This is a genomic window from Anaerocaecibacter muris (genome assembly GCF_943192945.1).
GTDB lineage: Bacteria > Bacillota > Clostridia > Christensenellales > Pumilibacteraceae > Anaerocaecibacter > Anaerocaecibacter muris.
Window position 1 is genome coordinate 46883 of the sequence record NZ_CALPCE010000007.1, and the last position, 24221, is coordinate 71103.

The following is a 24221-nucleotide window of genomic DNA, read 5'->3' on the forward strand; positions in this document are numbered from 1 at the left end:
TTTTGCGTAAGTATGGCAGAGTGCGCAGTTCGCTAATCGCTCGCGCTAATCGCAAGCTTGCCGCGACTTTTCGGCAATCTTGTCGGGTGTATTAAGTTTGTCGTACTAAAAGTTTTTTGATGTTGTACGGTTTATCGTTATATAAAATTTGTTTGTCAGTTAAAGCAATCGATGTATTTGCAAAATATGGTTAAGTGTGATATACTATTAAAAAGACGGAGGTGGAGATGAATAACAAGCAACAGTTTGATGACGACGATCAATCCGTGCAAATATCCAAGAACAAAAAGAAAAAAGTCCGTTTTTGGTCGATAGTTTGTGCTGTTGCATTTTTATTTATGGGTTTGATTGAAGTAGCTATTATGGATTTCTTCACGGTGAAGTTTACTGTGATTTATTTATCGGTTATGGGAAGTTTATCCGTAGTGTCGTTTATCGTTTGGTTGATAAGCAATAGAAAAACATATTAGTATTACAATAATAAATATGGTGCGGATATAGCAAATGTGGAGTGTCGCGCAGTTCGTTAGGCGCGCGGATTATGATCAAAGCCAGCTGCGACTTTACGGCAATCTTGTCGGGTGTGTTGAGCAGTTGATCTAAAAGACTTTTGTTGTTTTTTATAAAACAAGTTTAAACATTTTTTGTCTTGCTAAAACTTTGTAAAAATGGTATAATTATGTATGGTTATACATTGTTTGCGCTGATTTAGTATTTATTATATTTTATTGGCATGAACTTACGTTTTTTTTGCGGGAGTGTTGTTTTGAAAAAGGAACGGGCTATCGGGCAGACCGATTTCAGCGATCTCGAAATTATGCGGTTTATTCTCAAAACGCTGTACGGCGGCGACCGCGAACAGCTTACGCTTCGGCTTATCGAAAAATTCGGCGGGGCGGTGGGAGTGTTCGGCGCGTCGCAGTCAGAGCTTATGCGGGTTGAGGGCGTGACCGAACGCGTCGCGTCGTTCTTTGCGTTTGTCAAGCCGCTGTATCGACAGGCGCTGTTGCGCTCCGCGCCCGAATTTAAGATTGTTTGCGAGGCGGATCTTGCGCGTTACGCCGCGGTCTATTTTATGAACGATCGAGTTGCGCTCGACGTGTGCTTATACCTTGATAAGCGCGGCGGGATTATCAGCGTCGATATACTGATTGGCGAGGATCGAACGGCGGAAATACTTTCCGGCGTATGCCGTTACGACGCGACTTCCGTTGCGCTTTTGCGGTTCGTGCCGCACGAAAACGACTTGTCCGCGTCGCGCACGCTCAACAGGCTGGAAACCGTCAAGCGGCTCTTGCCGTCGCTCGAACTTATCGACGCAAGGCTGGTCGATTATGTCGAATACTTTCCGTTCGGGTTTATTTCGTTGCGCCGCGCACTGGGCGGCAACGATACGCCCGTCGCCGTTCAAGCCGCTTCGCTTGCGGAATACGACCTGTCGGCGGGGATTTTCTCCGATATTGACGGGTATATTTCCGTTATTAAAAATCGCATAGCCGAAAAATACGCTCGATAGTTTATCGGGCGCATTTTGTTCCGCATTGCTGCGATTTGAATTTTTTACAATTTGTCGAAGTAGCCTATAATTTTTACTTTATTATTGAGTTCGTCGTCGGGGAACAACTGCGCAAACGCGTCGAGGAAGTAGTCGTCGGTCATGGATGCAATAAAGTCCGTCACAAGGTCGTCGGGTTCGGTCGATATGACATAACCCTTTTTCGTATTGTCGCCGAAGTAATTGCTTATAACATATCCGTCGTACAAGTAGTGCTTATAAATTATGGAGTTCGTGTTTTCGTTGATTATATCGTTTCGCAGTTTCTCGTACATTTTTTCGGTCATCGGACGGATAACGTTGTTGTACGGGGCGCGGACGGCGGGAAGTTTGTAAATCTTTTCGTTGTTTTCGGCTTTGTACGATTCGATTGCGTCGAACACGTCCGAACTTAACGACAAGTACGGCTTGTCCATGCTGTTGGCGATAACGTCGTTTGTGATGTTTTCGATAATTTCCGCATTGCGCATGCCGAGAGTAGTCGCCGAAAAATTTAAATTCATATCGAGCGAAAACATTGCGTCCTGTCTGTCTTTGCCGATATAAGCTATCATGTCGCTCAACCGCACGACGCAACCTTCGAGCGTGGCGGGGCGCAGTTTTTTTACCGCGTTTTCCTGCGTATAGCAGTCCTCGAAAATTTTGTAAAATTCTTCGGGTTTCGGCAGCGGTGCGGGCGTATACTTTTCGTCCACCTTTTCGCCGCAATGGCAGATTATGCCGTCGAGCGTTTGCAAAGTCAAATTATTGTGCGAAATCAAATTGAGCACGCGCACGCTGTGCACGTTGTGATTAAAATATTTGCCCGCATGCGCAAAGTACAAATCGCTTAAAATTTCTTCGCCCGCGTGTCCGAACGGCGTGTGTCCTATATCGTGCCCGATAGCGATTGCTTCTATCAGTTCGAGGTTGAGCCGCAACGCTTTGCCTATCCGCCGAGCTATGCGCGAAACCAACTGTACGTGCGATGATCGGCGCGTTATATCGTCGTTTTTGCGGAACGAAAACACCTGCGTTTTGTCCGCGCCGCGGTTGAAAAACTTACAGTAAATAATGCGGTCGGCGTCCCGTCCGAACTGCGACCGCAACGGGTCGAGCGGCAAGTCGCCGTGCAAGCGTACCGCGTCGCCGTCCTTGGTCGCGTACTCCGAATAAAGCGCTTCCGTTTCGCGCGAATACTTTTGCAGTTGCTCTATTTGCTTGTCCGTTAATTTTTCCATGCTCGCTCCCGTGCAGTATAAAACTCACTATATGTTATTATTATAACATATATAGTTTTACTCGTCAAACAAAACTCGCGGGATATTTTTAAAGAGGATGTCGGCGAGGGAAAAAGCGAATAAAACGCGCACCAAATTGCGCGCGGCGCATAAATAGTATTGTTAGATAGCGGCGCGAAGTTAGCGCCGTAAAATGCGGAGGTAAAAATGCCCAAGCCCATGATAGAAGATTTGCCGTATCCGGATTTGTCCGTGCTCACGATCGATTGCAAAAACGCGCAAATAATAATGCCCGCTTATGCGGACGCCGAGAGCGAAATGACCGCGGTGTTGCAGTACATATTTCAAAGCGTAAACTTCGACGTGGCGGGCAATTCGCGTTTTGCAACTGCGCTCGAAGAAATAGCGATAGCCGAAATGAAGCACCTCGACCTGTTGGGCGAGGCGCTGTTGCGCATGGGCGTAAGCCCGATGTACGTGCGCCGTCCGCCCAACAAATGCGACTATTACGCGACGTGCAACGTCAACTATGCGACCCGTCCCGCAGCTATGATAGCAGCAGACATAACAGCCGAAACCGAGGCGATCCGCACATACGAGCAAATGCTCTGCAAAATAACAAACCCCGTATTGGGCGCGCTTATCAGCCGCATACTTCTCGACGAACGTATGCATCTAAAAACGTTTAAAGACATGTATTGCGAGATCGTTGCCGCCCCGAATTAAAGACAGGGCAGTAGAAAAACATTTATTTGGCGCAAACTTATAAAATAAACAAAAACGAATCGGAATTGCAGTAGTGATTTTTGACGGCGGAGCTTCGGTCAAGACTTTCGTCCCTGTCGTTTAAATTGCCGAATACGAGGATTTCCGATAACGCGGCGACAATATTTTCGTAAAACACTTTGTTGCCTATATGTTTATTGATAAAATAACCGATAAATGCTAAAAACGAATATGCAATTATGACAAATATTATTATTGCGATCAGTAACGATATATTTTGATAAAGCGAAGATGTTTTTGTTTGCATCAATACCGCGGTAAGACTTAAAGTAAATGTAAAGACGGAATATAGGCTTACGTTAAAACGTTTAGATCCGTTAGCTTTATTTTGATAATAATTCATCGCTACGTTTAATGCACACTTGTCTTTAAATCCGTGTGCGGCAAAAATTCTTTTTATAGACGGCATAGTTGACTGTATATTTGAATACACGGCGCCGACAGAAAACAATCTATACCATGACAACTGACACTTTTTTTCAAAGCGAGTTCCTTTGAATATTTTTATTTTAGTTTGCACATCGCAATGTTTAACATATTTATAAGTTGTAATTTCAAGAAATAAGATATAACTTATTATAATAATTAAAATCAATAGTGCGCTTCCGACATAAGAAATAATGGGTTTAAAAAATATCATTGAAGCCAAAGCAGTTACGACAACCGCTATTACCAGCCAAATAATGAAAAATGCTAATTTTGCATTTCTGTGATAGTCTTTTTGTTTTATTTCACTTTCAATATTTATAAAGGTTAAACCGTACATCGTTCGTGTTCCTTGGTATATAAAAATATAGTGATATTATTGTTAATTACAATATTTAAGTAGAGTCATGCCGATTGCAAAAAGCGTGCCCGAACAAACGGGCGCGCTTTATGAAATCGTTGTATTATTTGATGTCGGTCATAAGCTCGAGCGCGGTTTCAAAGCCTTTTTCCGCGGCGAGCGACGCGGGCGTAACGCCGCTGTTGTCCGCGCGGTTGTAGTCCGCGCCTTTCTTTATCAGATACCGCGCCACGTCTTGCGACCCGTATCGCAGAGCGTAATGCAACGCGGTTCTGCCGTTTGTGTCCGCTGCGTCGATGTCTGCGCCCGCGCGCACAAGCTCTTTGATTGCGTCCTTATAGCAATGTTCGTCCGCCGCTATGATAAGCGCGGTTCTGCCGCGCGAGTCCTTGCGGTTGACGTCCGCGCCGCGCTCGATAAGTACCGCCTGCGCCGCCGTCATAAAGTTAAGATAGTTGTACTGCACAAGCATTAGCGGGGTCATGCCGTTGTTGTTCGGTTCGTCGAGCGTTTTAAGCATTTTGAGTATTGCCAGCCTGTTTTTGTCTTTCAGTTCGCGGTCGGAATTGTTTACATTGCACGCGTTTTTGTCAGCAATAATATGCGCCGCGGTCAAACCGTCAACGTTCTTTATTCCGTCGTCCGCGCCCAGTTCGATAAGCGTTTTAACCGCATCGACGCGGCAGCGCTCGCAAGCCGCATGTAACGGCGTGTTGCCCGCTTTGGCGGGCGCGTCCTGCGTGACGTTTATGTCCGCGCCGCGTTCCGCCATTGCTTTCAACATTTCCGCGTGTCCCATAAACGCCGCCGCGTGCATAGCCGACACTCCGTCGTTGTCGAGCACGGTTGCCGACTCGCCGTCGAACATGCGCGCCGCGTCCTCGAAATAAGTGATCTTTTCGCCGTTGAAATAGCTCGGCGTGGGGTGTTCGGCAATAATATGTACGGGCGTTTGTCCGTCTATGATCGCGGAGTTTATATCGACTCCTATATCGACGAGTTTTTTTATAGCGTTCAGCCCCGCGCGCAACGAAAAGCATTTATCGCGCAAGCACCATACGCCGCCGCTACTGAACTTTTCCGTAAGGCTGATGCCCGATTTTTTAATCATGTCGAGCACGGTGCAGTTTTTGTCCTTGCCGAGCGCGTCGGGCAGTATGTTCGCAATATGCTTTATTTCGTCGTCGTCATCTTCGTCAACCGAGTTTATCAGTTTTTGCGCGAGGTACAGCGCGGGTTCGAGCGGGTCGTGCTCATTGCAAAACGCAAAGCCGTTGGACGTTATGCGTTCGAGCTCGGACAGAGGAAGTCCGGTGTATCGACATTCGCCCGTTGCGCCGTTCTCTTTGAGCGCCATGCAAATATCTTCTTTTCTGAAATCCTCCGCGGCTTGGAGCGGCGTTTTGCCCGTGATCGTATTAGCGACGTTATTGAGCGTTTTATATTTCGCGAGCCGAAGCGCGACTGTCCTGTGATTATTTTTAATAGCCGCAAGGAGCAGGGAATTGCCATCTTCGTCAGTGTAGTCGGGCTTTGCGCCTCTTTCGAGCAGGTTGCCGAATAAATAGCTCGATCGTTCGTTGTCGTTGCTTGTGACAAGATAGGCGAGCGGCGTTTTGCCATCCGCGTCCGCAACGTCGTAATTGTCGGCGAGCAAGTCGGCAATTTTCACAAGCTGATCGCGGCTCGCGTTCGAGCAATGATAATCGGGCACGAGGTCGGGTCTGCCGCCCGATAAAAAGTGCCAGCACGTTCTGCCTTTTGCGTCCGCACAAAGTTTATCCGCGCCTGCCTCGATAAGAAGTTCGACCATTTTGAAATTAGAGCGGCAGCATGCGAGCATTAGCGGCGTAATGCCTTTGCCCCCGCCGTCCGTTATATTGACGTCGAGCTTGCGCGCAATTATCGACTTGACTGCGTCGTAAAAATTAAACCAAACGAGCAAGTGGAGCAACGAGTGCTTGTACGCCCATACCGGCGCGGTCAAATCCGCGTCGGTAGCGGTTGCGACCGCGGCATTGCCTTCGGAAATTTCCTCGGCGGACATAATGTTGTACTTGCACATATAGTCGTCTTCCCAGCCGCTCCACCACGGTATATATTTGCTGTTGTTGCTTGTGCTCGATTTGGAGAGCTTTTCCGAAAACTGCTTAATGTCCATAATTGCCTCTTTAATCGATTAGTTTTCCGCGCCGGCTATAATCAGCTTTTCGACAATGTCGTTAAAGCCCCGTTCCGTCGCATAATATAGCGCGGTATGCCCGTCGAGGTCGGCGAGCGTAACGTCCGCGCCGCCGTCGATAAGCGCGCCGACTATATAATTGTATCCGCCTTGCGCCGCGAGTATGAGCGCGGTTTCGCCCGACTCGTTGCGTTCGTCGAGCTTCGCGCCGCACGCAATCAGTTTTTTGACAAGCCGTTCGTTGCCGTTATCGGCGGCAAAATGCAACGGCATATTGCCGTCCGCGCCGCTTATATTCGCGTCCGCACCCGCGTCGAGCAACAGCTCCGCAATCAAAAGATTGTCGTCGTCCGCGACCGTGCACAGCGGGGTAAACATTTCGTCGTTGCGCGCATTTATATCGCACTTGCCGCTTGCAAGCATAGCTTTTACAACCTCGCTCTGCCCGTTGTGACAAGCCTGATGCAACGGAGTGTTGCCGTATGCGTCGGTCGTGCCCGCGCCGTCCGTCGGGAGCGCGCCTATAAGCTGAACAAGCCCGTAAGCATTGGCGTAATCCAATGCGGTGTGTCCCGAATTGTCCGCCGTCGCGGTGTCCGCGCCCAGTTCTATCAAATACTTGGCGGCTTCGGCTTTTTTCGCCTCAATCGCGTACATGAGCGGCGTTTTGCCGTCCTTGTCCGTCGCGTCTATATCCGCGTCGCCGTCCGCGAGCAGTTTGACAACTTCTTTATTGCCCGATATGGCGGCGCAGTGAAGCGGCGACACCGACGTGTTGGACAGCGCATTGACGTTTGCGCCCTTGTCCAAAAGAAGTTTAACTATGTCTTTAAACCCCTTTCGGCACGCGTAGTGCAACGGCGCAAGCCCCGCGCCGTCTACCGCGTCAACATTTATTCCGTCCTTTTTGAGAAAAGCTATGACAACGCCTTTTTGACCGTTTTGGCATGCTTTAAGCAAAAGCTGTTCCATTTATACCTCCGCCGCGTTCGGCAAACTTTGTACCGTAATATTATATAACTCGACAATACCTTTGTCAAGTTTCCGCCAAGAAATGAAAATTCTGTCTGCGTTCGTGCGATTTGCGAATTGAGTTTTGCATAAAAAGTCTTATGCAAACCGAGGCTTGCATAAGACTTTCGCTGTAATCAAACGGCTTTTAAAAACTTTTTGTATATCGATTTAACCGAAATTTGCTCCGTTATATACGAATTCAACGGTGGGGATGTTGTTCGGGTCGAAATCGGCGAACGCGATTTTCACTTCTTTGCTTTGCTGTTTATTGGAGTCGAAAACTTGGTCATACGGCGCGGTCGCGTCGCCTTTGTCGTAATCGGCGGGAGTCCAAACCCTGATATTTCTTGTTCTGCCGTCGGTGAATTGCGGCATTTCAAAGTCTTCGATTATAGGCGTTTATCCTAATATTTGAAACGCTAAACAAATAGTTCGAGATCGTCGATTTTTTTCTTTTTAAGATACAGGCGCATGAAAAAGCGGTTCTTACTGTGCAACGCGTTTTGCGGACAGTGTGTCACGCACGAAAGGCACCTGATACATTTTCGATTCGGCTTGCCATTGTTTATTGCTCCGTAAGGGCAAACGCTGTCGCAAATGCCGCAACCGTCGCACCGCGCGTCGCGATACAGCTTTATGCCCATTCTACTGCGTAGCTTTTTAAAAACATTGGACAGCGGATTTTTATATGACTTTGGTATAGTTATGGGTGCGGGGCTGAATATCTTATTCAAAATCGGTTGAAGTTCGTCCAAGCTGTCAAAGTCTTTGTCGGGCAAATACGCATGTTTGGCGGGAACATACGCCGCCGCAACTATGTTATGCGCGTACTTTTTTTGGATCTCGTGTAAAACATTCCCGTGACACATTCTGCCGTAAACGGCGATAACCGTAAGATTGCAAACGACAATCTTTTTAAGACATTGTTTAATCGGATCGGGTATGCTTTGGCAATGCACGGGAAATACGACGACTGCGTTGTCGAATTGTCGGTGTTTGAGCGAAAGTATATCCGCCGCCTCGAACGCGGTTTTTTGGGCGATATATCGGGCAATGCGTTCGCTTTGTCCCGTTGCGGAATAGTATAGCACGGCGTTCATTGTTCAAAATACTCGCTCATTATCGCGCATTCGGGAATTTCGTCCAAACTGAACCCGAGCGCAGCGTTTAGCTCCGCAATCGCTTCCGCTCTGGACAACGCCTTGTCCCTGCTCGCAAGCGAGATTTCGAGCGCGCTGAAAGGGATCATGTCGCTTTTCATTTCGTAAAAACGCTTGAATTGCGAATATTCTTTGCACTTTTCTATCTTACAGCTCGTGTGCAATCCTTTGTCGTTCTCGTCGGGCGGAACCCATCCGCACTCCGATACTATGGTGTCTTTGATTTGTCGCCAATTATATGTGCCGCCGCAAATCCCGTCCAAATCCACTTGCACGAACGCGGGGCTATTTCCGCTCCGCGACGATTTTCTTATAGCGCGTTTAAGCGGCTTGACCATGAGCGGCACGGTGTGTATAGCCTCGACAGCATTGCTTACAAGCGCGTTGCCGTATCCCGATATCTTTTTTATTGCGGGGTCGCCGTAAGCGAGTTGTTTCATTGTCGCGAGGGTGTGGAACTGTCCTTTTTTGAGCGGGGGATGAAGAGTGAGAACGCGTCCCAGATTGATAATAAAATTGAGGAATTTGTTGTTGGCAAAACCGTATGCCAGTTTGGGCGCCATGTGATTGTAGTATAGCCCCGCGAGCTGTGCGGGTTCGTTGCCCGCGACAAAATACGGAACTTTGTTTGCCACCAACTCGGGATAAAATAATACATACGCAAGCGACGGACATAGGCACGTGTTGTCGGCTATTTTATATAAATACGAGTATATTTTTTTAAGATCGGCGTCGCATACTTTGCGCATAATAAACTCAACGTTAGGCAAGCTCCGCTTTGCGTTTTGTATGCTTTGAGCGGCGTTTTCCGATATGTACGGTATTTCCCAAGTGAGCGCCAATACCCGCAGGTTCAAAACCTTGGACAGATAGTACAAAACGAACGTAGAATCCTTGCCGCCCGTGTAAAAGACCGCCACGTCGAACCGTGACTTTTTGGAACGGGGAAAAACGTTTTTGATGGGCACCACGCTTTTAAGATTTTTCGTTTCGTCCACGGTCTGACACATCGGACACAAACCGTTTTCGTCGAATTCAAGCCCGGGTATGATAAAATCGTTAGCCGCGCAACGTGCGCAAAACCGCGCTTCGTCGAGCGACCGCGGGGTAACGCGCTTTGCGTTTTCTTCTACTATTTGCACGCCTACAAGTTTGCCGACGCATTTACATTCTCGGTCGGTAAGTTCGCACGGAAGACGGCTGACTATCTTTGTTTGTTTGGCGGTAAGTTTTACGACGTTTTTGAACATTACCGATTTATTGCGCAAACCGTAATACCGCAATCGCTTATTTTCGAGTTTCCACCTGTTCTGTAAACAATACATATTTTCTCCCTTTCGCCCGTCTTTCTTTTAATTGTAACACATTTATCGCGGTTTGTAAATAGCGCCAATAAAAAAGCGCCCGTAATAGCCGCTTTTTAACATTTATATTGTGGCAACGTGATTTCAATCGCTTGGTTTCAAATCGGGTGTTTTGGAGTGTGTGGTATTAATCTAAAACGAATTTTCTTTTGTTATTATCTGATTTAATATTTTATTGGGTGATTGTAATGTTTCAATATGTAAACTTGTATCAAACGATTGCAACACGCCGATATATGGTTCACCGTTATTATAAAATGAAATATGATTGACTATTTTATTTAATCGCAATAGTGGCTTATTTGTATTGGCTGGCACTAATTGCACAAGTGATATTTTGTGTTCTGTTGCATATTGTATCGCGCCTTTTTGATAATTAGAACTTGATATAAAAATTCCTTTATGTGCATTTAATGCTCGCAATTTATCATATAATACAGTAATTTTTTCTCTCGAAATACTACTCCTATAATGTTTACACTCGACTAATATTTTGAAATTAAAGCCGCCTTGTGTAAAGGTAATAATGCCGTCTATTTGATAATTTCCATCAATCGCTTTTTCAATGACATTGTGTTCGATTTTTAAGTTTTCCGCGCCATAAAATTGTTCTCTTAATAATTGTAAAGAGTATTCTTCAAATTTAGTCGGCGTCATATCAAAATATGCGTCTTGCATGGGTACAAACATTCTATTTCTTTTCAACCTCGAAGCCATTGTATGTTTCAAAAGCAAGCAAATAAATAGCCTTTAATAAATCAGGATTTTTTGCTTTTAATTCGTCAATCACAGTATCTTTTTCTACCGTATCCACTACATCGGTGTTAATTAACTTTTCTATTGTAACAGGTAACTGCTTGCAAATTTGATAAAAAGCGTCAGGAATACCCGTAACAATTTCATAAAATTTGTCCATTGATACGCGCCGAATTTTATCGTGTGCAACTGGCTTATTATTTACAGAACAACGCCACACTATATTTTGAGAGCGTTTCGCTATTGTTTCGACAAGAAAACACATATCATTCGGGTGGTTCAAGATTTGATTTTGCATACCGATATATGTTTTTTGCCCCGATGACGAGTTCATTGTATTATGTTTGTTTTTCATTTCAACATAAATTTTTGTTCCGTCTTTTTGCGTAACAATAACATCAAACCCGTGCAACGGCACTTCGCAATTTGCTATGTACTTAAACATATATTGATGAAAATAGCCGATAGCGTTTGTATTCGATTTATCGCGCTGTCTATGTATTTCCAATTCGATTATTTCTTCAATCGACTTTTTGAATAACGCTTTATCAAAAGTCAATTTAATGGGGTCGATAATGTTGCTGTTAAATTTAGCCAGGTTAACCGATTTCAAAGTTTCATTATAACTTGCTATTGTTTTTGCAACGTGATTTTCAAAATCGATTTGATTGATAAATGTGATAATGTAACTGTCAGTCATTGTTAATTTCCTCCAATGTGTTTTTTATCGCAATTCCTATTTCTTTTGCCAAATTCACGGGAACGGCGTTCCCAACTTGTTTGTATTTTTCCGAAAGTTTGCCCCAAAAACCCCAGGTATCGGGGAAAGTTTGTATGCGAGCATTTTCACGATAAGAAAACGGGCGGACTTCTATCGGGTGACATCTATCGGTTTGTTTCATACCCGGACTTGTCAATACCGCTAACGACGGCTCGTCTAAACCAATACGGCGCAAAATTCCCGTTCGCCCACCGCCCATATACCAACAAGTTTTCATATATTCTTTTGCAATTTCTGGGTCAATATCACGCCAATAACCGCCGGGCGGAACTAATGCAAATATTTTCTCTTTATATTCGGAATATCTTTCGCACTCGTCTTTCGACGGGTTTGTATCAAGTTTTACATCTCGCATTATGGGGCGGTAATCGTGTTTTTGCGGAAACGTAAAAGAACATTGATTTACTAAATCGTTGCGTATTCCGACAGTAATAAGCCGTTCGCGTTTTTGCGGAACTCCGTAATCCCATGCATTAAGAATCGCGTGCATAGTTTTGTACCCTTGTTCTTGAAAAATAGTTAATATAGTTTGATACGTTTTTCCTTTGTCGTGAGTTAAAAGCCCCCGTACATTTTCAAATAAAAACATTTTTGGTTGTAATTTTTCCAAAAAAGTGGCGTAATGATAAAACATTGTACCGCGTACATCTTGCAACCCCAATCTTTTGCCTGCATAACTAAACGATTGACATGGCGCACCACCGGATAATAAATCTAATTCACCCTTTTGAATATTGAATTCTTTTTCTAAATCTTTTTGTGTGGTAATAGCTATATCTTCACGTAACACTTTCCATTGCGGTCTATTGAAGATGAGAGTATTTGCGGCACTTTTATCAAATTCCACAAGTCCGATATGCTCAAACCCTGCTTGTTCCAAACCAAGAGCCAAGCCGCCAGCACCTGCAAATAATTCTATACTTTTCAACATAGGTGTGCACTCCAATCGCTATATACAAAATATTATAACAAAAATAAAATATTTTTTCAAGTATATAGCATAGTTGAAACACAAAATGGCACTATAGCGGGTACTTGACGCGCCGCAACGAGCGACCCGAAATGCTGAGCGGTCAAATGTGGTAAAAGAGAGCAGGAAATATTGAAAAAGAAAAAATCGGCAAGGCACTTTTTGCTTCACCGATTTTTGGCGGAGACGGTGGGATTCGAACCCACGAGCCCTTGCAGGCTACCTGATTTCGAGTCAGGCCCGTTATGACCACTTCGATACATCTCCATTTATCAATATTTAATTATTCGCTTTGTTCGGCTTGTTCCTTTGATTATTCGCTCAATGCTTTACGTTCGGCTTGTGATTTGATTCAATCTTGCGATTGTGGTCGAAGTGGCGAGACTCGAACTCGCGGCCTCATGGTCCCTAACCATGCGCGCTACCAACTGCGCTACACCTCGATAGCTAAATTATTATACGCCCTTTATTCGCATTTGTCAATCGCTTTGCCTGACTTTTCGGCGTAACTTTTAAATTATATTCGTTGCGTGTTGGGAAATTCGTCGGCGAGCTCGGCGACGTTCGGTTTTTTCGCAAACAAAACGGCGCGGGGTATGCCGCGCCGAGCAGTCCTATTAGTCTTTTTCTATTTGCGTGCCGCGCGCTTTTTGTCAAGGCTTAAAGCGCACGTCGGTCACTGTGATCTTGCCGCCGCAGTCGGGGCAGGGCGCTCTTGCCGTCAAGCCGTCGAACATATAGCCCATATTGGCGTCGTTGACGAGCGCGAGTTCATTGTTGCAAATGGGGCACTTCTGGCTGAAAACGAACGTGCGTTCTTTTTTATCCTCGACCGAGCGCACTTTGAGGAACAGGCTTTGCGTGAGCTTTTTGCATTTTCTGCAATAGAATATCGCGTCGAAAGCGACAAACCCCTCTGCGGTTTGCGCGTCCGCCCACAGCGCCATGCTTTTGTTGAGTCTGTCTATCTGTTCGGGAGTATACTTGCCGTAAATCGCTTTTATATCGTCCGCCTCGAACAGATTGATTGCCTGACCGCACACGTCGTAATTGATCATGGACAGACCGTCGGCGTTGTTCATCATGAACGCGGTGCGTTGCGCTTCGTTTTTATTGAGCAACATGCGGTTGACCGCTTCGAGCAGTTTGTCCGCGTCGCGTTCGGGGACGTTGTCCACAGCGTCCTGCAAAGTCGCAATGTCGCGCGACCCGATAGTAAACACGTGGTCTTTGCCGCATTTATTGCATTTGAAAGTAACGGTTTTAGTCATCAACGAGCCTCTTGTTACGTTATTCTTGATAGGATTATATACAGAAATAATACGTAAAATATATTTGCGTCGAGATTATTATATCACGGAGAATTACATAATTCAAGTATTTTCGGCAGGTTTGGCGCATTTTGTGCAATGATTCTCCTAACTTATTATAATAAACGCGTGCCGCGGGGTATTTGTCGAACGCCGCGACGATAGCGAAAATCCCGTCGAACGCGCGTCCGCACCGCTTGCTCCGCGCCCTTGTATGCGGCGAATTTAACCGCGTTCTGTACAACGCGGACGCTATTATGTACCCTTTATTTTGTTGACTTATGCCGAGGCAGTCTGTATAATAGAACTGTGGAAAAGTTAGGTGCGGACAGACTTACTCCGGTCGGACTTGCGTTCGTCGGCGACGCGGTACATACGCTTTATGTCAGGGAACGCGTCGTTACGGAACTCGACGGCGTTGTCGGCACTTTGCACACCGCGGCGTCGCGTCGGGTAAACGCCAAGGCGCAAGCGGCGGTGTTCGACGAGCTTATCCGCCGCGGCTTTTTTACCGAAGCGGAAGCGGACGTTGCGCGCCGCGCCAAAAACGCGCATCTTCATTCGCGAACAAAAGCCGCCACCCCGACGGACTACCACAAAGCGACCGCACTCGAAGCGGTTATCGGGTATGTCCATCTGTCGGGCGAGTTCGATCGCGAAAAGCAACTGCTCGACCTGTGTTTCGACATAGGCAATCGGACGGCGGAGTAGCCGTACTGCGGTCTTTCGCCCGTCGGCAAAACGGCAAAACACTTACTATATATAATGTATATCAATCGCGCGTGCGCGGCGAATATAAAAAACCATTTACAAAAGGAAACAGTATGCAGGTATCACCCAAAGTCAAGTTAATTCGTTACACCGCCGACCCCGAAGCGACGGTTGCGCTCGCGGCAAAGCTGTGCTATTCGGACAGGGAAGTGGACGATCTCACCGACAACATCATGTCGGGCGACAACGGGGCGTTTATAGCTCGGCTTATGGAAATGGGTCATCACTCGCCGACGGAGCACGCTTCGTTCACGTTTTCTATCGAGGGCGTGTCGCGCGCGCTGTTGGCGCAGATAACAAGACACCGCATAGCGTCGTTCTCGGTGCGTTCGCAGCGTTACGTGTCCGAGGATTCGTTCAACTATGTAATCCCGCCCGCAATAGAGGAACTGGGCGCGGCGGCGGTCGCGCGATACGTCGGGCAAATGGATACCATAATGGACTGGTACCGCGATTGGCAGAGCGCGCTCGGCAGGGGCGAGAGTTCCAACGAGGACGCGCGGTTCATACTGCCCAACGCGTGCGAAACCAAAATGATAGTCACAATGAACGCGCGCGAGCTTATGCACTTTTTCGAGTTGCGTTGTTGCAATCGCGCGCAGTGGGAAATTCGCAGCGTGGCGTGGAAAATGCTGGAAGAAGTCGTCAAGATCGCGCCCAACCTGTTCCGCGACTGCGGACCCGCGTGCTTGAACGGCGCGTGTCCGGAAGGCAAAAAGTCGTGCGGCAAGGCGAGCGAAGTAAAAGCGACGCGAGATAAACTGTTTGCCGCGGTCAAATCGGACAAAGCGAAATAACGTTTTTCGGTCGCGTTGGAATAAACGCGACGTGGAGCAGATATAAAGATTTACGGTAAAAACGCCGTTCTCGAACGGCTTAAAAACGGCGGAGGGCTTAACCGCGTCGAGCTTTTGAGCGGCGGCGCGCACGACGGTCGGGTGGACAAAATCCTCGACATGGCGAAGCGTGCGGGCGTGCCCGTGCGGTTTTGCGACAAGCCCGCGCTCGACCGCGCGGCGGAGGGCGCGACGCACCAGGGCTGTATCGGCTATGCGACCGACTTCGGCTATTCGGAGCTTGACGACATATTCGAGGTTGCCGAACGCCGCGGCGAACAACCTTTTATAGTAATCCTCGACGGCATAGAGGATCCGCACAACTTCGGCAGTATTTTGCGGTCGTGCGAGTGCGGCGGCGTGCACGGCGCGGTTATCGGCAAAAACAGGCAAGCGCCCGTAAACGACACCGTTATCAAAGTCGCGGAGGGCGCGGCGGAATACGTCAAGGTCGCGCGCGTCGTCAATATTAACGATGCAATACGCGAGCTTAAAAACCGCGGCGTGTGGGTGTACGCGCTCGACATGGGCGGTGCGGACATATACAAAACCGATTTGACGGGCGCGGTCGCGCTTGTGGTCGGCGCGGAAGGCAAGGGCGTTTCGCGGCTCACGAAAGAACTTTGCGACGGCGTGCTGTCGTTGCCGATGCGCGGGCAAATCAACTCGCTCAATGCGGGTGTCGCCGCCGCGCTCGGCATATACGCAAAACTTCAATGCGATAATAAATCACGTTCCGAATAAAGGAGAGGACCATGAGAAAACCTATAATTGCAGGCAACTGGAAAATGAACAAGACCGTGGCGGAGTGTCGCGAACTTATCGAAGCGCTTGCGCCCCAAGTAAAAGGCGCGCAGTGCGACGTCGTTGTGTGCGTGCCGTATACGGATATTGCGCTCGCGGCGGAACTGTGCAAGGGCACTAACATAGCGGTCGGCGCGCAGAACATTGCGTGGGCGGACAACGGTGCGTTCACAGGCGAAGTGTCCGCGGCAATGCTCAAAGAGGCGGGCGCGACGTATGTCGTTATCGGACACAGCGAACGCCGTCAGTATTTCGGCGAAACGGACGCGTCGGTCAACGCGCGACTCACGCAGGCGTTAAAGACGGGCTTCAATCCCATACTGTGCGTGGGCGAAATGTTGGACGAGCGCGAGGGCGGCAAGACCGAGCAAGTCTGCCGCACGCAGGTAGTCGGCGCGTTTAAGGACATATCCGCCGCCGACGCGCAAAAGGTAGTAATCGCTTACGAACCCGTATGGGCGATAGGCACGGGCAAGACCGCGACGGACGAGCAAGCCAACGAAACGATCGGCTATATCCGCTCGGTAGTCAAAGAGCTGTACGGCGCGGCGGTCGCGGACGGCATGCGCATACAGTACGGCGGAAGCATGAACGCAAAGAACGTTGCGGGGCTTATGGCTCAACCGGAAATCGACGGCGGGCTTATAGGCGGTGCGAGCCTCAAACCCGACGATTTTGCGATAATAGTCAATACCGCGAAATAACCGCAATACAATAATATCACCAAAGAAATTTACGGAAGGTGCGAAAAAAATGAACGCTTTAATTATTCTCGACGGCTTCGGCAACAACCCCGACGATTACGGCAACGCGATAAACAAAGCCGAAAAACCTTTTTTCGATTCGCTGATGAAAAAGTTTCCCAACACGCTCATTAACGCGTCGGGCTATGCCGTGGGCTTGCCCGAAGGACAAATGGGCAACAGCGAAGTCGGGCATTTAAACCTCGGCGCGGGCAGGGTCGTGTATCAGGACATCACGACGATAGACGACGCAGTCAAGAACGGCACGTTCGACGACAATGCGGCGTTCAACGCGGCGATCGACGCGGTCAAAGCCAACGGATCGGCAATGCACCTTGTCGGACTGTTGAGCAACGGCGGCGTTCACAGCATGAACACGCACCTGTACGCACTGTTAAAGCTGTGCAAAAAGCGCGGCGTGGACAAGGTGTATGTGCACTGCATAACCGACGGTAGAGATGTCCCGCCCGACTCGGGTCGCGGGTTCGTGCGCGAACTTCAAGACAAGATCGACGAGATCGGCGCGGGCACGATCGCGACGATTGTCGGCAGATATTACTATATGGATAGGGATAACCGCTGGGAGCGCGTAGCGCGCGGCTATAACGCCGTGTTCGCCGCCGCGGGCAAGCATTACTCCTCTCCCGACAGCGCAATGGCGTCGAGCTATGCGGCGGGCACTATGGACGAGTTTGTAGAGCCTGTCGTGATAGGCGAGTATAAGGGCGTAAACGCGGGCGACGCAATGATATTCTATAACTTCCGCGCCGACCGCGCGCGCCAGATTTCCCGCGCTATAACCGAACCCGACTTCGACTGTTTCGAGCGCATGGGCGGGTACAAAAAAATCACTTATGTCGGCATGACGCAGTACGACGTTACGCTCAAAAACATAGAAACGGCGTTCCCGCCTCGGCACTTGAAAAACACGCTCGGCGAATACCTCGCTTCCAAAGGCTTGACTCAAGCCCGCGTCGCGGAAACCGAAAAGTACGCGCACGTCACGTTCTTCTTTAACGGCGGCGTGGAACAACCCAACGAAAACGAAACGCGCGTGCTTGTCGCAAGCCCCAAGGTCGCAACTTACGACCTTCAACCCGAAATGAGCGCATACGAAGTAGCAGACAAAGCAGTCGAACAGGTGGAAAGCGGTAAGGACGTACTTATCCTCAACTTTGCCAACTGCGACATGGTCGGACATACGGGCGTGCTCAACGCCGCGGTCAAAGCCGTGGAAGCGGTGGACGCATGTCTTAAAAAAGTAGTGGAAGCGGTGTGGAAAAGCGGCGGCACGGCAATAGTAACCGCCGACCACGGAAACGCGGAAGTCATGCAGTTCGAGGGCGGATCGCCTTGCACTTCGCACACGACAAATCTTGTTCCGCTGATCGTCGCGGGCGATAAGTATATCGGCAAAACGCTGAAAAGCGGCAAAGCGCTTTGCGACGTCGCGCCCACGCTTCTTGACATCATGGGCGTGGAAAAACCCGCCGAAATGACAGGCGAAAGTATTATCAATAAATAATGTTATATAAATAATGATTAAAGGCTTGCGATGATCGCAAGTCTTTTTATATAGTGCGGCGACAATAGCCGGCGAACCGCCGCAGAAATGTAAAGCCCATTGACAAAGCCTAAACACAATGCTACACTGTAACAATGAAATCATTTTATGTATACATATTGACAAATCATAGCAATACTGTGCTTTATACAGGCGTTACAAACGACATAGCGCGCCGCACGTTTGAGCATAGGCAAAAGTTTAACGACGGGTTTGCCGAGAAATACAATGCTTATAAACTTGTATATGTGGAAGAGTGCGGTAGACATACCGACGCGATCGAACGCGAAAAACAAATAAAAAAATGGCGCAGAGAAAAAAAGGTCGCGCTTATAAACAGCATAAATCCGTCATGGGAAGATTTATTTAAAGTGTGATAATAGTGCGGCTAACGCTTTTTATAAGTGTGCGGCTAACGCCTGGATTTTTTTATGCGGCTAACGCCTTGATTTCTCCGCTACGCTCGCTATGCTCGCTTCGGTCGAAATGATGGGGAGTGTAAAGTCTAATCCCCATCATCCCGAGCAACGCCGAGGGATCCAGGCGAACCGCCGCAGAGAGGACAAGCAAAACCGCCGCAACAGTACAGTACAATAACAAGTGCGGCTAACGCCTGGATTTCTCCGCTACGCTCGCTACGCTCGCTATGCTCGCTACGGTCGAAATGGTGGGGAGTGTAAAGTCTAATCCCCATCATCCCGAGCAACGCCGAGGGATCCAGGCGAACCGCCGCAGAGAGGTAAAGCAAAACCGCCGCAACAGTACAGTACAATAACAAGTGCGGCTAACGCCTGGATTTCTCCGCTTCGCTCGCTGACGCTCGCTTCGGTCGAAATGATGGGGGGAAAAGGCAAGACACGCGGTGGCATGCTCTGTCAAATGATAGGAGTGTACAGCCCAATCCCCATCATCCCGAGCAACGCCGAGGGATCCAGGCGAACCGCCGCAGGGTGGACAAGCCGTTACGTTTATCCCATTAACGTAACGCATTTATTCGGGTGCAAACACAATAAACGGTCAAAGCCCACACACAACAGAAATCCAAGCTGTGCTTGGTGCGGCTTACGCCTTGATTTCTCCGCTTCGCTCGCTGTCGCTCGCTTCGGTCGAAATGATGGGAGGGGGATAAGATAATAAATAAGAGATAAAAGATAATAGTTGCGGAAGTTTTGCTCTGCGCAAAACTTGATTAGATATATATAGGAAAGAAATGCTCACACCCCCATCATCCCGAGCAACGCCGAGGGATCCAGGCGAACCGCCGCAGGGTAGCAAAGCAAAACCACAGCAAAGATGCAATACTCTACCGCCGTAGGGCAAGGCATGGTGCGGTGTGCCACCCTCCACCCGTTAAATTTTGTCTTAAATTGTTTATTTTTGTGTCATTTTTATATTTTGACTGATATAATTTGCCTCATATATAATAAAAATTGTAAAAATTCCCCAAAAATTTTTTAAAAACCTATTGACATTAACGTTAATGTTATTTATAATGATTTTAACGTAAGCGTTCTTATCGGAACGTGACGACGAGCATCTATAACAATCGAGGAAAACGAGTGGGAAAGGTGTTTGAGATTAACATACATTAACGTTAATGTTGTTTTGCATTTGGTTTGTTATAAACAAGGGTGTGCGAGTTCGCACGATATGCGCAAATCGGTTATGCGCAAAAGCCTTGACCCAAAATAAGGAGAATGACGGGTATGGACAAAAAGAAGATTATTGCGGCGATAGCGGCAATGTCGCTCACGACGGGCGTTGCGGGTTTTGCCGTAGCATGCGGCGAGGACGCCCCCCCCCAGCACAAACACACGTATAGCTCCGAGTGGACGGGTGGCGAAAATACGCACTGGCACGAGTCCACGTGCGAGCACGAAGGGCTTAAACAGCCGCAATCGGAAGCGCCGCACGTTGACGAAGACAATGACAGTCGTTGCGACGTGTGCGATTGGGATATGCGCGAAGTCGTTAAAATCACGATCGCGGACGCGGTCGGCGGCAAAGTCACTATCGACAACACCGCGCCCAAAGCAGGCGACACCGTCACCGCGACGGTCACGGTTGACGAGGGCTATACGATAAAAAGCGTAAAGCTCGGCGACGAGGTAAAGACGCTCGACGCAAACAATAAATTCACGTTTACCGTCACGGAAGCGGTCACTATAACGGCGGAGTTCGAGGGCAAAACCATCGTTCTCGACGCGAGCGCTGTGGAAACAGCCAAAGGCACGGTCGCGTTTAAATTCGTCGAGGGCAAAACCGAATATAAAGTCGGCGAGGACGTTGTGCTTAAAGTAACGACCGACGACTATTATAAACTGTCCGCGCTTTACATAAACGGCGACACGTCCGTCAACTATGCGGAAAGCATATCCAACGACGGGCTGGTGCTCATACCCGAGTGCAAAACCGACAATCTTAAAGTAACCGCGCAGTTTTCCGTCGGGTACAGAGATATAACGGTCAACTTTAAAGGCAAACGCCTCGGCGAAAAGAATATTCCGCTCGATTCCGATTGCGGTCTTACCGTAAGCGGCTATTCGGACATAACGTTGCAGGACAGCTCGGTCACCCTTACCAGAGCGGAAGTCGGAAAGTCGTATGTGGTCAATATCCCCAACAGCGGTTGGAGCGGCACGACGTTCATCGTCGGCGATTCGGAAACTTACGATGTGGAATTGCAATGGCAACCCAAACTTCGTTACGCCGAACACAATGCAAACATAGAAGATATTTATACCGCAAACGACGGTTATATCACGAGCATAAGCGATATGTGCGACTTGGGCTTGTACACCGAGGCGTTTATCGGCGACAACGCAATGCTCACCGTAAATATTTCCGCCAAGGACGTGTCGCCTACTAACAACTGGCCGCGTCAGTTTGTCGGCTTTATGTTCGAGCGCAGTAAGGACTGGTACGCCACGAGTATGGCTGTACATACCATAACCAGCCCCGCAGACGGCAAGCACCGTATCGAATGGAACGGAAATAAAGATGTATGGGGCGCCGGCTCGATTGTACAAGATAATTGGAGCATAGACGGAAGCTATTGCAATCCGTTTACGGGCGATATGCTTGCCAAATATTTGGGCGACGAAGGTATTGACGTAACGGTCGTGCGCAAAAACGGCAACGAGTTTTATGTGTTCGTTGAGGGAATGTATCTAAATAAAACGACTATCGACGCAAAATACAAAGGCATGCTCGCGTCGCCCATGATAGTATTTCCTCGCTTAACAAAAGGCAACCGCGTGGACTTTGCGATTTCGCAGGACGTCAACGCTATAAACGCGTACTTAAAATCCACCGTCAAAGTTGCGGCGAACAGCGAATTAGCCGCGGGCGTCAATGTTACGGTCGCCAAACCGAGCGACGCGTTTAAAGAGGACGTTACGTTTACCGTAACCGTACCTGAGGGCAGTGTACTCACAGAATTCGTCGTTGACGGCGAGGACCTTATAGGTAAGGTGATTGACGGCGACGCGGCAAACACTTACAAATGTACCGTCGAGGCTTGGCGCGGTGCGGGCGCGCACGAGTTTAAGGTAAAAGCCTCGGCGCTGGCTGCGACCGCAACGATAGACCAAACCGTAAAAATGGGAGTAGCCGACGGCACAAAGATACGCTTTGTACGCGACGGTGAAACGACGATAGAAAAGACGTTCGAGGGCGGCGCGGTTACGTTCAACGCAAAAGTCGGCGCGTGGAAAGCGCAGGTGTTCGGCTTTAATACTTGGCTCAACGTCGGCGCGATCAGCGTGAACGGTGCGGAAAAGACGATCGACGTCAACGCGATTTTCAGCGTGGGCGCGGGCAATGCGAGAGGCTATAAATACGACATGGCGACGGGCGCGATCACGTGGAACGGCAAATCCCGTCCCGATATGCGGCTCAACGTCGATCACACCGTCGGACAGGACATGTGGATAGCTACCAAAGTCAAACTCGCGCCAGCAGCCTTGGCAACGTTGAGGACATGCGGAGATGATACCGGTATGTCTTACGGTTTGGGCTTTAAAACAAGCAATAAAGAAATACATGTAGACCTTTATACGCAGGGCGCAACGCACAGCTACTTGATGGTAAACGCTCCGTTTGGCGACGGCACTGACGCCGAAAAATTAGGTTATTGGCACGATTTTCTTACGGGCGACAACGGCAATAAGCAGAACGGCAAGTATGCGGATGCCATGGAGGGCGACGGCGTTTATCTTATAGAACGCTATAACGCGGCGACGGGCAAAACTGAATATTGGGTTGGCGAGAGCTTGGATACTTTGACATTACTGTTTACATACAACAGCTTCAACACTCTCGGCACGGGCGCACTTATAACCCAGGCGGGTATTTACGGCGGCAAAAACTGGTCGCCGGGTATCGACGCAGACTTTACCTGCACGCTCGGCATAGGATCGACGCTCGAAGCCGCGCTCGGCGTTGCGGGCAAAACCGTACAGGTAAATGTAACGGGCGACAGGTCGTCCGACGGCAGTACGGAATATTGCGAAATCAGTGTTTCCGAATTCACCGCCGGAAATACCGCAAATATCGAAATCACACCCAACAGTGATTACACGGTAAAAACGGTCAAAATCAACGGCAGAACAGTTGAGTTCGATTGGAACGAAACGGAGGGCAAACTGCTGTACGCGATTGACAGATATTGCCTTACCACTCTTAATATAGAGATAATCACGGAAAAGATCGTCAAGGTGAATATCGACGCGAAAATTACGACGCGTCAGCACGCGATAGTATCGAGCATCAACGGCAAAGCGTTCACGCTTACCGACGGGCTTGCGGGCGTATACAACGGCACGGTCACAGCGGACGGCAGAATACAGGTGAGCAACGTTACGCTCGGCACGTATACGCTTAAAATAGCGGGCTACTTCGATAAGCAGGTCGAGGTTACGGAAACCGGCATGGCGGACGTAACGGTCGAGTATGATATGTTCACCGACACTAACGGTCAGACAAATCTTACCAATCAAAACTCGACGACCGAAAAGATAACGTGGAAAGACGGCAATATAACCAAAAGCATAGAAATCACCACCAAAGATAAGTTCGGCGACGTTTGGGCAAAAGCGCGTTTCGATTGCAACTTCGCTTTGACAAACGGAGATATGCGCTCGACAATATTGCTTGATTTCTCTAACGGGAAGAAGGCGCGTATCGATCTCAATATTACAAAGAATTGGAGCAGTGGTTGCTTGCAATCCACGGAGTGGGATAGTTTCTTCGGCGGATGGGGAACAAAATATACCTTTTCCGCGGAAGAATTGAAAACCATCAAAGATAACGGATATTTCGATTTCGCTTTGGAGCGCAAGGGCGCGGACGTGGCTATCTACATCAACGGTAAAAAGTGTTTCTCTTATAATTTGAATACCGATAAAAAGGCAGGCGACACGTTTGACTATGCAAACGCACAAGCGGCACTCAATATTCAGCATTGTCAAGATCAAGAACGTAGCAACAACCACGGCTTTACGCTCGATATACGCGAGTCCGCACCCGCAGCGGACGGCGAATAATGCGGTTTGCGGCGCGACGGGCGAATAGCGGCGTAGCGCGCGGCAAGCGCTTAACCTTGTTAATTCTTCCTC

General features: G+C 48.5%; 21 protein-coding genes and 2 tRNA genes. 10 read left to right on the forward strand and 13 right to left on the reverse strand.

Going from position 1 to position 24221, the window contains the following annotated elements; genetic code table 11:
* Nucleotides 1-227 precede the first annotated feature (227 nt).
* Nucleotides 228-470, forward strand: coding sequence for a hypothetical protein (locus NFR57_RS07310; protein ID WP_251183187.1), 243 nt, complete (start codon nt 228-230; stop codon nt 468-470).
* A 296-nt stretch (nt 471-766) separates the two neighbouring features.
* Nucleotides 767-1516, forward strand: a complete 750-nt coding sequence (locus NFR57_RS07315; protein ID WP_251183188.1) for a hypothetical protein — start codon at nt 767-769, stop codon at nt 1514-1516.
* A gap of 44 nt (nt 1517-1560) precedes the next feature.
* Here the strand turns inward: NFR57_RS07315 and NFR57_RS07320 are convergent, their stop codons facing one another.
* On the reverse strand, nt 1561-2775 hold the full coding sequence (locus NFR57_RS07320; RefSeq protein ID WP_251183189.1) for a deoxyguanosinetriphosphate triphosphohydrolase family protein: 1215 nt from the start codon (nt 2773-2775) through the stop codon (nt 1561-1563).
* Nucleotides 2776-2982: 207 nt separating this feature from the next.
* Here NFR57_RS07320 and NFR57_RS07325 point away from each other — a divergent pair, with 207 nt between their 5' ends.
* On the forward strand, nt 2983-3501 hold the full coding sequence (locus NFR57_RS07325; protein WP_251183190.1) for a ferritin-like domain-containing protein: 519 nt from the start codon (nt 2983-2985) through the stop codon (nt 3499-3501).
* 37 nt (nt 3502-3538) lie between these two features.
* On the opposite strand, the gene NFR57_RS07330 is transcribed toward NFR57_RS07325, so the two are convergent.
* From NFR57_RS07330 to NFR57_RS07385, 12 genes are all read right to left on the reverse strand, one after another.
* The gene (locus tag NFR57_RS07330; RefSeq protein WP_251183191.1) at nt 3539-4327 is read right to left on the reverse strand and encodes a hypothetical protein; all 789 of its coding nucleotides are present in this window, start codon (nt 4325-4327) and stop codon (nt 3539-3541) included.
* A 124-nt stretch (nt 4328-4451) separates the two neighbouring features.
* Nucleotides 4452-6509 carry an ankyrin repeat domain-containing protein gene (locus NFR57_RS07335; protein WP_251183192.1) on the reverse strand — a complete coding sequence of 686 codons (2058 nt, stop codon included), beginning with the start codon at nt 6507-6509 and terminating at the stop codon, nt 4452-4454.
* A gap of 18 nt (nt 6510-6527) precedes the next feature.
* Nucleotides 6528-7502: an ankyrin repeat domain-containing protein gene (locus NFR57_RS07340; RefSeq protein WP_251183193.1), complete on the reverse strand. Its 975-nt coding sequence runs from the start codon at nt 7500-7502 to the stop codon at nt 6528-6530.
* Between the two features lie 210 nt (nt 7503-7712).
* The gene (locus tag NFR57_RS07345; RefSeq protein WP_251183194.1) at nt 7713-7919 is read right to left on the reverse strand and encodes a hypothetical protein; all 207 of its coding nucleotides are present in this window, start codon (nt 7917-7919) and stop codon (nt 7713-7715) included.
* A 44-nt stretch (nt 7920-7963) separates the two neighbouring features.
* Nucleotides 7964-8644, reverse strand: coding sequence for a 4Fe-4S binding protein (locus NFR57_RS07350; protein ID WP_251183195.1), 681 nt, complete (start codon nt 8642-8644; stop codon nt 7964-7966).
* Entirely contained in the window at nt 8641-10029 is a 1389-nt protein-coding gene (locus NFR57_RS07355; RefSeq protein WP_251183196.1) for an adenine nucleotide alpha hydrolase family protein, read from the reverse strand. Before NFR57_RS07355 ends, NFR57_RS07350 begins: the two co-directional genes overlap by 4 nt.
* Before the next feature lie 171 nt (nt 10030-10200).
* Nucleotides 10201-10773: a restriction endonuclease gene (locus tag NFR57_RS07360; RefSeq protein WP_251183197.1), complete on the reverse strand. Its 573-nt coding sequence runs from the start codon at nt 10771-10773 to the stop codon at nt 10201-10203.
* Nucleotides 10760-11524, reverse strand: coding sequence for an Eco47II family restriction endonuclease (locus NFR57_RS07365; RefSeq protein WP_251183198.1), 765 nt, complete (start codon nt 11522-11524; stop codon nt 10760-10762). Before NFR57_RS07365 ends, NFR57_RS07360 begins: the two co-directional genes overlap by 14 nt.
* Nucleotides 11517-12536, reverse strand: a complete 1020-nt coding sequence (locus NFR57_RS07370) for a DNA cytosine methyltransferase (protein ID WP_251183199.1) — start codon at nt 12534-12536, stop codon at nt 11517-11519. The genes NFR57_RS07365 and NFR57_RS07370 overlap by 8 nt, the downstream gene beginning before the upstream one ends.
* 217 nt (nt 12537-12753) lie before the next feature.
* Nucleotides 12754-12842 (reverse strand) — tRNA-Ser (locus NFR57_RS07375).
* A gap of 100 nt (nt 12843-12942) precedes the next feature.
* A tRNA-Pro gene (locus NFR57_RS07380) sits at nt 12943-13018 on the reverse strand.
* A 210-nt stretch (nt 13019-13228) separates the two neighbouring features.
* Nucleotides 13229-13846, reverse strand: coding sequence for a hypothetical protein (locus NFR57_RS07385; protein WP_251183200.1), 618 nt, complete (start codon nt 13844-13846; stop codon nt 13229-13231).
* A gap of 348 nt (nt 13847-14194) precedes the next feature.
* Between NFR57_RS07385 and NFR57_RS07390 the strand changes: the two genes are divergently transcribed.
* From NFR57_RS07390 to NFR57_RS07420, 7 genes are all read left to right on the forward strand, one after another.
* Nucleotides 14195-14596: a Mini-ribonuclease 3 gene (locus tag NFR57_RS07390; RefSeq protein ID WP_251183201.1), complete on the forward strand. Its 402-nt coding sequence runs from the start codon at nt 14195-14197 to the stop codon at nt 14594-14596.
* Between the two features lie 113 nt (nt 14597-14709).
* Nucleotides 14710-15453 carry an FAD-dependent thymidylate synthase gene (gene thyX, locus NFR57_RS07395; RefSeq protein WP_251183202.1) on the forward strand — a complete coding sequence of 248 codons (744 nt, stop codon included), beginning with the start codon at nt 14710-14712 and terminating at the stop codon, nt 15451-15453.
* Nucleotides 15454-15501: 48 nt separating this feature from the next.
* The gene (gene rlmB / locus NFR57_RS07400; RefSeq protein WP_251183242.1) at nt 15502-16236 is read left to right on the forward strand and encodes a 23S rRNA (guanosine(2251)-2'-O)-methyltransferase RlmB; all 735 of its coding nucleotides are present in this window, start codon (nt 15502-15504) and stop codon (nt 16234-16236) included.
* 11 nt (nt 16237-16247) lie between these two features.
* Nucleotides 16248-17000, forward strand: a complete 753-nt coding sequence (tpiA, locus tag NFR57_RS07405) for a triose-phosphate isomerase (protein WP_251183203.1) — start codon at nt 16248-16250, stop codon at nt 16998-17000.
* A gap of 49 nt (nt 17001-17049) precedes the next feature.
* Nucleotides 17050-18564 carry a 2,3-bisphosphoglycerate-independent phosphoglycerate mutase gene (gpmI, locus tag NFR57_RS07410; protein ID WP_251183204.1) on the forward strand — a complete coding sequence of 505 codons (1515 nt, stop codon included), beginning with the start codon at nt 17050-17052 and terminating at the stop codon, nt 18562-18564.
* A gap of 134 nt (nt 18565-18698) precedes the next feature.
* Nucleotides 18699-18980, forward strand: a complete 282-nt coding sequence (locus tag NFR57_RS07415) for a GIY-YIG nuclease family protein (protein WP_251183205.1) — start codon at nt 18699-18701, stop codon at nt 18978-18980.
* Between the two features lie 1329 nt (nt 18981-20309).
* Complete coding sequence (locus tag NFR57_RS07420; protein ID WP_251183206.1) at nt 20310-24149, forward strand: InlB B-repeat-containing protein; 3840 nt, start codon at nt 20310-20312, stop codon at nt 24147-24149.
* Nucleotides 24150-24221: the final 72 nt, after the last annotated feature.